The organism is Gemmatimonadota bacterium (genome assembly GCA_030747075.1).
GTDB lineage: Bacteria > ARS69 > ARS69 > ARS69 > ARS69 > ARS69.
Genome location: JASLLL010000032.1, coordinates 1 through 12,823 on the forward strand (window position 1 = coordinate 1; position 12,823 = coordinate 12,823).

Annotated in this window: 14 protein-coding genes and 1 tRNA gene; all 15 read right to left on the reverse strand. The window is 66.4% G+C overall.

Going from position 1 to position 12,823, the window contains the following annotated elements; genetic code table 11:
* A partial coding sequence (gene hemN / locus QF819_09455) for an oxygen-independent coproporphyrinogen III oxidase (protein MDP6803377.1) occupies positions 1–836 on the reverse strand: 836 nt, incomplete at its 3' end.
* Complete coding sequence (gene hemE / locus QF819_09460; GenBank protein MDP6803378.1) at positions 833–1,876, reverse strand: uroporphyrinogen decarboxylase; 1,044 nt, start codon at positions 1,874–1,876, stop codon at positions 833–835. The genes hemE and hemN, both read right to left, overlap by 4 nt.
* Entirely contained in the window at positions 1,873–3,177 is a 1,305-nt protein-coding gene (gene hemL / locus QF819_09465; protein ID MDP6803379.1) for a glutamate-1-semialdehyde 2,1-aminomutase, read from the reverse strand. Before hemL ends, hemE begins: the two co-directional genes overlap by 4 nt.
* Positions 3,174–4,148 (reverse strand): porphobilinogen synthase, encoded by a 975-nt coding sequence (gene hemB / locus QF819_09470; GenBank protein ID MDP6803380.1) that lies wholly within the window; start codon positions 4,146–4,148, stop codon positions 3,174–3,176. Before hemB ends, hemL begins: the two co-directional genes overlap by 4 nt.
* The gene (locus tag QF819_09475) at positions 4,145–4,879 is read right to left on the reverse strand and encodes a uroporphyrinogen-III synthase (GenBank protein ID MDP6803381.1); all 735 of its coding nucleotides are present in this window, start codon (positions 4,877–4,879) and stop codon (positions 4,145–4,147) included. The genes hemB and QF819_09475 overlap by 4 nt, the downstream gene beginning before the upstream one ends.
* Entirely contained in the window at positions 4,876–5,814 is a 939-nt protein-coding gene (gene hemC, locus QF819_09480; protein MDP6803382.1) for a hydroxymethylbilane synthase, read from the reverse strand. Before hemC ends, QF819_09475 begins: the two co-directional genes overlap by 4 nt.
* 139 nt (positions 5,815–5,953) lie before the next feature.
* On the reverse strand, positions 5,954–6,643 hold the full coding sequence (locus QF819_09485; GenBank protein MDP6803383.1) for a response regulator transcription factor: 690 nt from the start codon (positions 6,641–6,643) through the stop codon (positions 5,954–5,956).
* A complete protein-coding gene (locus tag QF819_09490) occupies positions 6,640–7,752 on the reverse strand; it encodes a HAMP domain-containing sensor histidine kinase (protein MDP6803384.1) in 1,113 nt (370 codons plus the stop codon). The genes QF819_09485 and QF819_09490 overlap by 4 nt, the downstream gene beginning before the upstream one ends.
* Positions 7,753–7,913: 161 nt before the next feature.
* Positions 7,914–10,211, reverse strand: a complete 2,298-nt coding sequence (locus QF819_09495) for a hypothetical protein (GenBank protein ID MDP6803385.1) — start codon at positions 10,209–10,211, stop codon at positions 7,914–7,916.
* A gap of 217 nt (positions 10,212–10,428) precedes the next feature.
* The gene (locus QF819_09500; GenBank protein ID MDP6803386.1) at positions 10,429–10,692 is read right to left on the reverse strand and encodes a hypothetical protein; all 264 of its coding nucleotides are present in this window, start codon (positions 10,690–10,692) and stop codon (positions 10,429–10,431) included.
* Between the two features lie 69 nt (positions 10,693–10,761).
* Positions 10,762–10,980, reverse strand: a complete 219-nt coding sequence (locus tag QF819_09505; GenBank protein MDP6803387.1) for a hypothetical protein — start codon at positions 10,978–10,980, stop codon at positions 10,762–10,764.
* A gap of 22 nt (positions 10,981–11,002) precedes the next feature.
* Positions 11,003–11,650 carry a YigZ family protein gene (locus QF819_09510; GenBank protein MDP6803388.1) on the reverse strand — a complete coding sequence of 216 codons (648 nt, stop codon included), beginning with the start codon at positions 11,648–11,650 and terminating at the stop codon, positions 11,003–11,005.
* Positions 11,651–11,729: 79 nt separating this feature from the next.
* Entirely contained in the window at positions 11,730–11,936 is a 207-nt protein-coding gene (locus tag QF819_09515; protein ID MDP6803389.1) for a cold shock domain-containing protein, read from the reverse strand.
* A 136-nt stretch (positions 11,937–12,072) separates the two neighbouring features.
* Positions 12,073–12,147, reverse strand: a tRNA-Asn gene (locus QF819_09520).
* A gap of 120 nt (positions 12,148–12,267) precedes the next feature.
* Entirely contained in the window at positions 12,268–12,810 is a 543-nt protein-coding gene (gene rplQ / locus QF819_09525; GenBank protein MDP6803390.1) for a 50S ribosomal protein L17, read from the reverse strand.
* Positions 12,811–12,823 lie beyond the last annotated feature (13 nt).

The following is a 12,823-nucleotide window of genomic DNA, read 5'->3' on the forward strand; positions in this document are numbered from 1 at the left end:
GTGAACCGTTCCACCGCCAGCCGGAAAAGGGCGACCCTTTCGTCGGGCGTCGGCATTCGCGCTTCTTCCAGCTTCGCCTGCATGGGGCGCACCCAGGGAACATGGGCGTAGCCGTAACAGGCCACGCGGTCGGGCGCGAGGTCCAGAATGCCGTCCAGCGTGGCGCCAAAGGAGTCGAGCGTCTGATTCGGGAGCCCATACACGAGATCCAGATTCACGCTGTCAAACCCCACCCCCCGGCATGAGGCGTAGAGTGCCCGCGTCCTGGACTCCCGCTGGAGGCGCCCGATGGCTTGCTGCACATCCCGATTGAAGTCCTGAACGCCCAGACTCACGCGATTGAATCCGGCACTGCGGAGGTGCTCCATCTGGTGCGCCGTTCCGATTCTGGGATCAATCTCGATCGAAACTTCCGCACGCGGAGCCACCTCGAACGCACGCCGAAAGATGGACATCGCGCGGCGAATCTGTCCGTCGCGGAGGAAGTTCGGTGTCCCTCCGCCCCAGTGAAGCTGGGTCACGCGCCGCCCGCGGCCCAGAACGGCCGTGACTCGCTCCACCTCCCGCTCCACCCGGTCCAGATACGCGTCCCGAGCTCCGTCCTCCCGCGAGACCAGCGCATTGCATCCGCAGTAGTCGCAGTGGCTCGCGCAGAACGGCACATGAAAATAGATCGACAGGTCGTCCGCCGGGCGGTCCGCCACCTCCGCCAGCGCGTCCCGGTACTCCTCCTCGCCGAAGCGATCCGTCCACACGGGTGCGGTGGGATAACTCGTGTAGCGTGGGCCGGGGCGGTCGTACTTTCGAAGCAGCGCGGCGGGGATGTCGCCGATCACGATACGCCTCCGGGAACATGCGCGTGGACCGTCTCCACCACCGTCTCCACCGCTTCGATCGGCGCCGTCGGGAAGATGCCGTGCCCCAGGTTGAACACATGCCCGGGGGCCGCATCGCCCTCCCGGCAGATCTCCGCCACGCGACGCGCCAGTTCCTTCTTCGGAGCAAAGAGCGCGTGCGGATCCAGATTCCCCTGCACGGGAAGGGCTCCCGTGCGTTTCAGCGCATCCGGAATGGGCGTCAGCCAGTCGAGACCCAGCGCGTCGGCTCCGGCCGTCGCCAGGGCTGGAAGGAAGGGACCGCCCCCCTTCGTGAAGAGAATCTTCGGCACGCCGAGTCCGGCCAGCGCGTCGAAGATGCGCCGGTGACGCGGCAGAATGAAGCGCTCGTGATCGGCCGGAGAGAGAATGCCCCCCCAGGTGTCGAACAGCTGTACCGCGTCCGCCCCGGCCTCCACCTGCATCTTCAGGTGGTCGGCCACTTGATCCGCAAGAAGATCCAGCAGCCGCTCCAGAAGATCCGGCCGCCGGAAGAGCATCCGCTTCAAGTGCAGGAAGTCCCGGCTGCCGCCGCCCTCCACGAGGTAGGCCGCCAGCGTGAACGGTGCTCCCGCAAACCCGATCAGCGGCGTATCGCCCAGTTCCCGCTTGAGGAGGCGAACGGCATCGGCAACGAACGGAATCTCCTCGCGCGGGTCCACCACGCGAAGGTTCTGCACATCCGCGTCGGTGCGAATCGGGTGCGGCGTCTTCGGCCCGCCCTCCTCGATGACGAACGGCGCGCCCATCGGCGCCAGCGGAACCAGGATGTCGCTGAAGAGAATGGCCGCGTCCAGATCGAACCGGCGAAGCGGCTGAAGCGTGGCTTCACACGCAAGCTCCGGTGTCGTGCAGAGTTCCTCAAAGGTGGCCGAGCGGCGGAGTTCCTGATACTCGGGAAGATACCGGCCCGCCTGCCGCATGATCCAGACAGGCCGGCGCGACGGCCGCTCACCGCGCAGCGCCGCCAGAAACGGGGCGGTCCCCGTGGCGGCCTTCATCGTTCCGCTCCGGCCGAGACGGCCTCCAGCGAGCGACGCGCGGCCCGGGCGGTGCGCGCAATGTCCTCTTCCGAATGCGCGGCGGAGAGGAAGCCCACCTCATAACCGGACGGCGCGAGATACACGCCTTCGCCCAGCATCTCCCGGTGGAAGTCCGCGTACGCGCGAATCCCGTCTTTCCCGATCTGGGCGAACGCGCGCGGCGGGTGCTCCTGAAACGCGATCCAGAAGAGTGACCCCACGCGCACCACGCTGGCTGCCGTCCCGGTATCCCGGATTGCCTCCGCAAGCCCTGCTTCCAGAAGCGCGCCTTTCCGCTCCAGTTCCGCGTGGAACCCGTCGGATTCCATGCGGCGGAGCGTGGCAAGGCCCGCCGCCATCGCCACGGGGTTTCCACTCAGCGTTCCGGCCTGATAGACCGGCCCTTCCGGCGCCAGTTGCGCCATGATCTCCGCCTTCCCCGCGAAGGCGCCAACCGGCATTCCGCCCCCGATCACCTTCCCGTAAGTGCAAAGGTCCGGGGTGATCCCCAAGAGTTCCGCCGCCCCCCCGGGCGCGACACGGAAGCCGGTGATCACTTCGTCGAAGAGGAGAAGCGTGCCGTGCCGCTCCGTCAACTCCCGGCAGAGACGCAGGAACTCCGGCCGCTGCGGGAGAAGGCCGGCGTTCGCCGGGATCGGTTCGATGACGAGCGCGGCCACTTCATCCCCGTGCTCGCAAAAGAACTCCGCGAGGCGCTCGGGATGGTCCAGCGGAAGCACCGTGGTGTGTCGCGTGAAGTCCTCGGGAACCCCCGCGCTGGATGGCGTTCCGAAAGTCGCCAGCCCGCTTCCCGCTTCCACGAGGAGCGCGTCGGAGTGCCCGTGATAGCATCCCTCGAACTTGACGATCCGATCCCGCCCGGTGAACCCGCGCGCCACGCGAATGGCGCTCATGACCGCTTCCGTCCCGGAACTCGTGAAACGCACGCGGTCAAAGAACGGCAGCTTCTGAAGCACCGCCTCCGCCAGTTCCACTTCCCGGCGCCCCGGCGCTCCGAAGCTCATGCCTTCCGCGGCAGCCTCCGCGACAGCCTCCAGAACATCCGGGTGGGCGTGCCCCAGAATGAGCGGCCCCCAGCTCTGGCACCAGTCCAGGTATTCGCTCCCGTCTTCGGAGGTGAAGCGGCTCCCCTTGGCGCTCGCGAAGAAGATCGGGTCGCCGTGGACAGACCCGAACGAGCGCACGGGACTGCTCACGCCGCCGGGAATGACACGCCGGGCTCGCTCCCACCAGGTGGCGTTGTTCATCGCGTCGTTCACAGCCAGCCCTCCCGAATCGCTTCCCGCCCGTGATAAGTGACGATCAGGTCCGCACCCGCACGACGCATGGCCAGCAGGTTCTCTCGAACCAGCGCGGCTTCCTCCACCAGCCCGGCCGCGGCGGCCGCCTTCACCATGGAGTACTCGCCGCTGACATTGTACACAGCCACCGGTTTCAGGCTCTCGGCCCGGACGGCCGCCACGACATCCAGATAGGCCAGCGCCGGCTTCACCATGACGATGTCCGCACCCTCCTCGATATCCAGCATCGTCTCGGTAAGCGCCTCCCGCGCATTGCGGCAGTCCATCTGGTAGGTCTTCCGGTCGCCGGCAGGCGCGCTGTCGCAAGCGTCCCGGAACGGCCCGTAGTACGCGCTCGCGAACTTGGCGGAGTACGCGAGGATGCCCGTGTCCGTGTGCCCGGCATGGTCCAGCACTTCGCGAATCCGCCCGACTCGTCCGTCCATCATGTCGCTGGGACTCACCAGGTCCGCTCCCGCGTCGGCATGAACCCGCGCCATCCCGGCCAGTCGCTCCACGCTGGAGTCGTTGTCGACCGTGCCGTCCTCCGCAAGGAGCCCGCAGTGCCCGTGAGTGGTGTACGCACACAGGCACACATCGGTGATCACCACGGTCTCCTCCGCGAATGCGTCCTTCAACGCGCGGACGGCCCGCGGCACGAGGTCATCCGGGTCCACGGCGGCGCTGGCCGCTTCGTCCCTGGACTCCGGCACGCCGAAGAGAAGGTGCGACTTCAGCCCCAGCGACACATCGCTTCGCACTTCTTCCACCAGCCGATCGACCGACACATGACGCACGCCCGGCATCGACGCGATCTCCTCGTCCACGCCTTCGCCGGGGACGACAAAGTGCGGCGTCACGAGACGGCGCGGGTGGGTTTCCGTTTCCGCCATCATTTCTCGAAGAAGCGGCGTTCGGCGAAGTCTCCGGGGACGGTGCGTGAGATTCATCGTGTGGCCTCCGGCTCGGGTCGCGGACTTCCGAATGGAAGCCCGGCGGCCGCCATGAGTGACTCCAGATCAGGCCGCTCCGCAACGGCCGGGTCCAACCCGGCCTCCTTCGCGGCGGCGGCGGTCGTCGCTCCGATGGCGACACACGGGACAGCGTGCGGTCCATACGCGGCACAAAACGCACGAACCGCGGACGGGCTTGCGAAGAAGACCCGGTCTCCTTCGCGAAAGGGATCTTCCGGGGTGTCGGGCGGACGGCATGCGACGGTTCGATACAGCGCCAACTCGACGACCTGATGCCCGGCAGCTCGAAGTCCGGAGGCAAGCTCCGGTAGGGGATCCTTCGGGCCGGGCACCAGGACGGCGGTCGGCGCGGGGACGGTGTCCGTGAAGGCTTGCGCAAACTCGGCTCCGTCGCGTGTCCGAACCCGGAGATCGTCCACGCCGCCGTGGCGGGCGAGTTCGGCGCCGGTGCCGGGGCCGAGAACGCCCATGCGCGTGCCGTCTTCACTCACGACGGCATCCAGTCCTGCGCGGAAGAACGCACGGACCGATTCAGGAGACGCAAAGAGAATCCAGTCGAACGGGCGACCGGGGAGTGGCTGCGGAATGGAGAGCGGCTCGTGCGCGATCAGGGGGAGCACGAGAACCCCCACGCCCGCGCCTTCGAGCCGCCGCCTCCACTCCTCCGAAGCTTCCCGGCTTCGTGTGAGAACGACGCGCGGCTTCATGCGCCCGCCTCCCGGGCAGCCGCCTGAATGCGGTCCCGCGCTTCCGTCGCCAGTTGCGCGGGGTCGGCTCCGTCCAGCGTGAACCGAAGGGCTTCGCCATCGGGCGTCCCCCAGAAGACGGTGAGGAGCGCGCCCTTTGGCCCCGGACCGGCAGACGCTCCCAGCGGAAGCTGGCAACCGCCGCCCAGAAGCCCCAGAAGGCTCCGCTCCGCCTCAACGAAGCGTGCCTCTTCCGCGCAGTGCAGCCTGGAGAGGATCTCCCGAACCGCCCCCTCTTCCCGGCATTGCACGGCCAGCATCCCCTGCCCCGGCGCGGGGACGAAGGCCGCATCGTCCAGAACAAACGGGCTGAGCCCGGCAAGGTCCAGATCCAGCCGGTCCACTCCGGCACTCGCAATGAGGATGGCGTCGTAGCCGCCCTCCCGCAGCTTTCGAACCCGCGTCGGCACATTCCCGCGCAGTTCGGCGACCGGCAGATCCGCCCGGTGCGCACGGATCTGCGCTTTCCGCCGAACGGCACTCGTTCCGACGACAGCCCCCGCGGTGAGCGGCAGAAGCTCCCCGGCTGCGACCCTCTCCGGATCCACCGCACCCGGCGTTGCGAGGAGAAGATCCCGGCGGTTGGCACGCCCCACGAGCGCACCGGTCACCAGCCCGTCTGGCATCTCGGTGGGAAGATCCTTCAGCGAATGCACCACAAGATCCACGCGATCTTCCAGAAGCGCGTCTTCCAGTTCGCGCGTGAAGAACCCCTTCCCTTCCATCCTGGCGAAGGGGAGGTCGTCGATCCGGTCGCCCCGAGTCGTGAGGACAACCCGCTCCGAGGCATGCCCCGATGCCGCGAGCAATCCCTCAATGTGGCGCGCCTGCCAGAGCGCGAGGTCGCTTCCCCGGGTCCCCACCCGCAGCACCTTCTTCGAAGCCTCCGGCACCATGGCAGACCTCCCTCCGATTGAACTGGATCAAGATACCCGGCCGGAAGAGTCCATCGTCATGGAAGTGTCACGGGAGTGAAAAAGGCGCTGAGTGCACGCCGACACTCTTCCGGGAGCGGTCCCGCGCTCGGCGGGGGCGTCACCCCTGCAGCCGGTACCCCACGCCGCGCACCGTGAGGATATGCACGGGGTTCGCGGGATCCGGCTCCAGCACCTTCCGCAGGCGCACGACGAAGTTGTCGACGGTGCGCGTGGACGGGGACGCGTCAAAGCCCCAGACGCGGTCGATCAGGTCGTGACGCAGGACCGCCTCGCCCCGGGTTTCCGCCAGTACGCGCAGAATCCCGAGTTCCTTCTCTCCCAGCCGCTCCGTCCCCCGGGGGGAGGTGACCTCGCCGGAGCGGAGATCCGCCCGGCGGTCGCCGAGATCCAGCAACCGGGGCGAAACCGCGGCCTGCGTCCAGTCGGATCGGCGGAGTGCGCTCTTGATGCGGGCGCGAAGCTCGCGCAGCTCGAACGGCTTGGCGATGTAATCGTCCCCGCCGCTCTCCAGACCACGAATGCGGTCGTCCTTGTGGCCGCGTGCGGTCAGGAAGAGAATCGGGACACGCCCGCCTTTGGCACGGATGCGGCGGCACAGGTCGAACCCGTCCGCGCCGGGCAGCATCACATCGAGCAGAATGAGATCCACGCCCCCGCGCTCCCAGTAGCGAAGCCCTTCTTCCGCGGACTGCGCCACGATCGGCTCGTAACCGTCCAGTTCCAGATTGAGGCGCAGCCCGTCGGCCAGGCGGTCGTCGTCTTCCACGAGAAGGATGCGCTTCTTCACAACGCCTCTCCTCCGAAGTACGCCGGGAGCACCAGCGTGAAGACGGACCCGCCGTCCGACCCGCTGCGAACCTCCACGCGACCCCCGAGCGCCTCCGCGTTTCGCTTCACGAGATAAAGTCCGAGCCCGGTGCCGCGGGCGCCTCGTGAAGAGGATGCGTCCTCTGCTTCGATTCGAAAGAACCCGCGAAAGATGCTTCGACGGTGGCGACGCGGAATCCCGGGTCCGCGGTCCCGAACGGAAACCCGGTGCCACGCGCTCTCCGATGACAGCGTCACGCGAACCTCAGCGGGTTGCGGGGAATGCAGCACCGCGTTTTCCACGAGATTCCGAAGCGCGATCGAAAAAGCGGCCCGTTCACCCTTGACCGAGCGGCCTCGCGGCAACTCCGTGACAAGGCGCGCACTCTCCCGCGTCAGGAACCCCTCCATCCCGCGCAGCACGGCCTCCGCTTCCTCGGAAAGGTCAAAGGGTTCCCGCAAGTGCGCCCGGGACGGCCGGTCGCGCGCGGCCGTCAGAACCTGCCCCACCAGACGCTCCATACGCTGCACATCTCTTACGAGAAGCCCGCGGATTCGGCCGCGCTCCTCATCGCCGAGGTCCGGGCGATCCAGCGTCTCGGTGTAGAGGCGAAGGCTCGCCAGCGGTGTCTTGAACTCGTGCGTGACACCCGCGAGGAAGAGCTCCCGCGCGCGGCGGTAGTCGTTCTCCCGGAGCCGGGCGCGCACCAGAACCGCGCTCCCCCCCACCAGCACGAGAAGGAAGAACGCCCCCTCGTAAAGGAACATCCGGCGCTCGCGGTAGGCCTCGTGGCGTGCCGCGGCCCGGGCCGTCTCGGAGACAAACGCACGGGGGAACTCACCGGAGATTTCGAAGCCGACGCCCGGAAAGCGCTCACGAAGATCGGCCGCCACCGGGTCCGAGCCGGACACGGCCAGCGAGTCCAGCACGGCCTCCGCGCGATCCGCTTCCCGTGCAAGCGCGGCAAGGCGGCGCTCCTCCTCGACGGCGGCCTGCCGGTGCAGGAAGAGCGCCCACCAGCTTCCCTGCGCGATCATGAACGCGGCGAGCAAACCGTAGAGCACTCCGGACGCGTGCCGAACCCGCATGTCTTCCTCCGCCAGGGGGCGCGAGACCCCGCCACCGGGAGCGTACCCGAGCGCACCCGGATGCGGAAGGAATCGCGGAGGGGGTCGGATACAGAAAGCCCCGGCGGGTCTCCCCGCCGGGGCTCAAACTGCGCCGGGGAGAACCCCGGAGAGGGCACCCTCTACGGACAGGAGTCGAAGAAAGTGCTCGTGCTGTCTCCGACAAAACCGGCCGGACCGATGTGGTTCGTCAACGAGTCAGCGTCCGCCACATTCCCGCAGAAGAAGGAGGCGGTGAGCGTCACCGAGGAGGTGCCATTCCAGATATCCATCCCGCCGCCTTCATACCTCGCGTGGTTGCCACCGAAGGTGGAACCGCTCACGGAGAGGGTTCCCTGGCTGTGCTTAATCGCGCCGCCATCGTCTCCCGTGTTCCGGGTGAAGACGCAGTCCTGCACAATCAGATGGTCACCTTCCGAATTGATGGCGCCTCCGTCATCGTCTGTTGTGTTGGAATCGAACTCGCAGGAGAAGAACGACACCGAGTTGCTCCAGATGCAGACTGCGCCGCCGTCGTCATCGGGAGCGTAGTTGCCCCGGAAGACGCAGTTCGTGAAGGTGATGGGGGGGGAATCACTACCGCCGCCCTCGAAGTGGACGGCGCCGCCCGCATCGTCGGACTCGTTGTTCTCGAACAGGCAGTCCGTGAAATGAACGACCTGAGCGGGGTCATCCAGATCGTCGACGATCACCGCTCCACCGTCGTCGTAGCCGAAGCTCCCCGTGAAGGCGCAGTTGGTCACCGTGCCACTGCTGGCGTAAAAGCGCAGCGCCCCGCCCTCATCGTCGGACTCGTTATCCGAGAAGGTGCACCCGATGAGTACTGCGGAAGAGGAGCCGCCGTCGTTGTCTACATCCAGGGCGCCTGCGTCGTCGTCGGCGTAGTTGTCGTCAAACACGCAATTCTGGAAGGTCGACTGGGAACCACCTTCCACGACCACGGCGCCGCCGTCATAGTCGGAGTAGTTGCCACCAAGATACGAGTCCGACATGACGAGGTTGGAGCTGTTGTTGACAAACACCGCGCCGCCGTTACTGTCGGCGTAGTTGTCTCGGAACTCGCAGTTCGTCACCGTGAGCGCGGAGCTGTCCTCCACCAGGAGTGCGCCCCCGTTGCCCTCACGGCCGTTGGTGAAGCTCATTCCCTCCAGAATGGTATCGAGCGTCTCACCACTGTTTGCGTTCACGACGCGTTCCGCGTCGCCGCCGTCCACGATCACGCTGTCGCGGGGGCCGACGCCGACGATTTGGATCGACTTGCCCAGAAGATCCAGACTCTCGTAGTAAGTGCCCGGGTGGACCGAGATCTTCCAGTTGGTGGCGGGAGCCGCGTCAATGGCGGCCTGAATGGTGCTGAATTCATACCCCGGACCCACTTGGGAACTCCGTGATACGACATCGACATATCCGTCAGCCTGGGCAGTCCCGGCCGCATTCGTGATCCGGAACAGCACATGGTAAGTACCCGTGTCCTCGTACTGGTGAAGCTTGTGCACCGGCATGTTGTCCTGGAAATCCTCGACCACACCATCTCCCCAGTTGATGTGGATATCGAGCATGTTGTGGACCTGATCCGTGTAGGTCACCGCAAGGTTCGCGGTGTCTCCGCCCGGAACAGCCGGAGCCAGATGGAACGTCCCGATCAGCGGCGTGTACTCCCCGGTCCGAAGACGCGGCGAAAGCGTGGCGGGATAGTCCGCGGCAGCCGCCCAGGACGCCAGGACACCTGACGACACCCGTGTCACCCCCGAGCCCGTGGACGATGCGCTCAGCATCCCCCAGGAAGCCTCCGCTCGGGATGCGTCGGCAGCGGACGGAAGACCCATGTGGAACACCGTCTCGCCGGCGCTCCGGAACGAGATGAAGTTCACTGCCGCCGTCCGAGCCGGGGACACGGCATTCTCGTCCGCGAACGCGGTCCATGCCGGGTCGTGCTCCACGACGGTCTCCACCTCCAGCGTCACGGCCGAAGCCGGGAGTCCCGGGTCAGAGGAGAAACTCACGGAAGGCGAAAGATCCCGATGCACCATGGGAATCTTCAGATCCACTCCGGAACCGTACATCCCGGGGAAGACCGTAGCCCGACCGGTCGCCTCGGGAGAGACCGTTGCCGGAGAGATGCTCCACACCACACTCCCGAACTCATCACGCGCAACCAGATCGCCGGGGCGAAGCACCACGGAGTACTCTCCACTGGTGACTTCCACGAACGAGCCGCTTGCGTCCACGCCGGAGTCCCAGTCCATGGAACCGCTGGCCGCGGTCGCGGGACCGTCCTCCTGAAGGACAGGAATGCCCGTGGGCGTTTCATCGGACTGCCGCGCATCCCGGGCACATCCCGAGAGCAGGGCCAGCGTGGAGAGTGAGACGACCGCAAGCCGCAAAAGGCGCGATCGAGTGGGGGGAGAGAGTCGAAACACGGTGCACCTCTTCGTTGAAGGATATGGCTGGTCGATAGAGCACCGCACGCCACGAGCTAGAGACTCACCGCGCAGATGGGATATTCTACCGTGCGCTATACTTTCGGGTCAAGCGATATTCCGCCCCGGGGGGGGGAATCACGGGGGTGCTGTGGACTCTTGAGTCCGCTTCCCGCCTCGGAACGGAAGTGGAGCAAGCCGCACTGCGGCAGGAGTGCTAGCGGCCCGCTACTGCCCACAGGAGGGCCTTCAGAGAGTCGTAGTGGGCCGGATTCCCCAGATCCCCCGTCGTCAGATTGAAGACGGCCACCGGGACATTCTCCTCGTCAAGGACGACCACATCCCGGTAGGTCACGCTCCAGACGCCCCAGACATTCTGGTCTGCTACATCCTGAAGCCAGGGAAGATCCCTTCCGTTGCAGATCTCTTCATTGCCGCCCGCGCTGTCCATCCGGTTCACGCCGACGAGGGCAATCTCCAAGGGCGTTCCTTCTCCGTCCAGTTCCCGCTGCATTCTGTCCAGGTGCCCAAACTGGGCGCGACAGTAGCCTCAGGTGGCCGAGCCGAAATACCAACCGGAGACGCGGTCCAGGTGGTCCCGGGGGGATACAGCCTCTCCGGCGGTGGATGAAGTGGGGTTCTGATCCGCCAGGGCAAAGTCGGGGGCGGGGTGGGCGGAGCCTCCCGGCCCGGTGCCGGTTTCCTTGCCACAGGCGGCCAGCACAAGCAGCAAGGCCAGCCCTGCTCTTCCGGGGCCGAAAGACCGCATGGTTTCTCCCTTTTCCGTTCCCTCAATCAGCGCATTCCGGACGGACCACCCGGGCGCGACCCGCCGTGGCCTGCGTCAGCGCACTCTCCAGAGGGGACGCGTCGCCACGAAGCACCGTCACGCAAAAGCGCGCGCCATCCTCCGCGAACTCCCGCTCCGTCCCGCGAACCCGCGCAGCCTCCCGGGCAAGGACCGCCTCCACCGCCCCAACATCTCCGAAGGGACACTCGATGGCAAGGCGGGTCTCCCGGAAGACCTCTCGCCGGGGTGCGGCCGCGACCGCCTGCCGGGCCGCCTCCGCATAAGCGCGGGCCAATCCCCCTCGACCCAGTTTCGTGCCCCCGTAGTAGCGCGTCACGACCAACAGAACGCCGTAGATGTTCGCCCCCGCGAGAACCGTCAGGAGCGGCGCCCCCGCCGTCCCGGATGGCTCCCCGTCGTCATCAAATCTCTCCTGCACCGCCTCCGGCACCCCCAGTCGGCGAGCCCAGCAGTGGTGTGTGGCCGCATGGTGAGTGCGCCGGACGGCGGCCAGCGCGTCAGCGGCGGCGCACTCGTCTCCGACACGAAAGACCTGCCCCAGAAAGCGCGATGCCTTCTCGCGCAGTTCCATCTCCGGGCCCGACTCTACGGAAGGGTACCAGTCCGCCCCCAAGTCCGACTGTGCCACCGGTTCCTCCTCAAACGCAGTGAGCCCCGCCGGCTCTCGCCAGCGGGGCCCTCCTTCGCGCGATGAACACCAACCGAGGTTAGAGCCTCACCACATTCTCAGCCGCCGGGCCCTTCTGCCCTTCGACCACATCGAACTCAACCTGCTGGCCTTCCTGGAGAGTCTTGAAGCCCTCGCCCTGGATGGCGCTGTGGTGACAGAAGACATCCTTCTCCCCGTCGCCACGGGACAGGAAGCCAAAGCCCTTCTCATCGCTGAACCACTTCACGGTTCCGGTCGTACGCATTGCCGTACTCCTACTTGTTCTCGAGCTTTCGGACTGCGGCGCTGCGATTGTACTGCATCATCCGTTCCATCCCGATCACTCGTCTTCGCGGGAAACCCTCCCGCAAGGGAGGCGGCCCATCGTGGGTCCGCCAAACTGGCTCCTCGGGCAGGACTTGAACCTGCAACAAACCGGTTAACAGCCGGTTGCTCTACCATTGAGCTACCGAGGATCGAAACACCCTTTGTGAATCGAGATTCCCGCTCGATTCCCCCGATTCGTCAGCCCGAGGCCGATACATTAGCCCCTCGTCCCGTGGCAGTCAACCCACACCTGCGCCGGGGCCGGGGGTTTACTCGTCCTTCGGAGCCTCCGGTTCTTCGTCCGGGGAAGCCTCCTCTCCGGAGTCCTCCTCTTCCGCCTGAGTCGCCTCAGAAGCCTCTTCCTGGGCCTCTGGAGCGGTTTCTACCGCAGGAGGAGGCGCAACCGCCGCCTTCTCAGCGGGTTTCCGCTTCGGGCGCGCCGGTGCCTTCACCGTATCTTCGGTGAGGATCTCCAGAATCGACATGGGGGCATTGTCCCCGTTTCGAAACCCCGTCTTCAGGACGCGGGTGTACCCGCCCTGCCGGTTCGCAAAACGGGGCCCGATTTCGTCAAACAGCTTGGCAACCACTTTCGGATCTCGAACGACCCGGAGCACCTGCCGACGCGCGTGAAGATCTCCGCGCTTGGCAAAGGTGATCATCCGTTCGGCGACACGACGCGCTTCCTTCGCCTTCGGGATGGTTGTCTTGATCCGCCCCTCTTCCAGAAGGGAGGTCACCATGTTTCGCAGCATGGCCTTGCGGTGGGCCGCCGTGCGTCCCAGCTTGGCCGTCGTGCGACGATGTCTCATCTTACACTCTCCA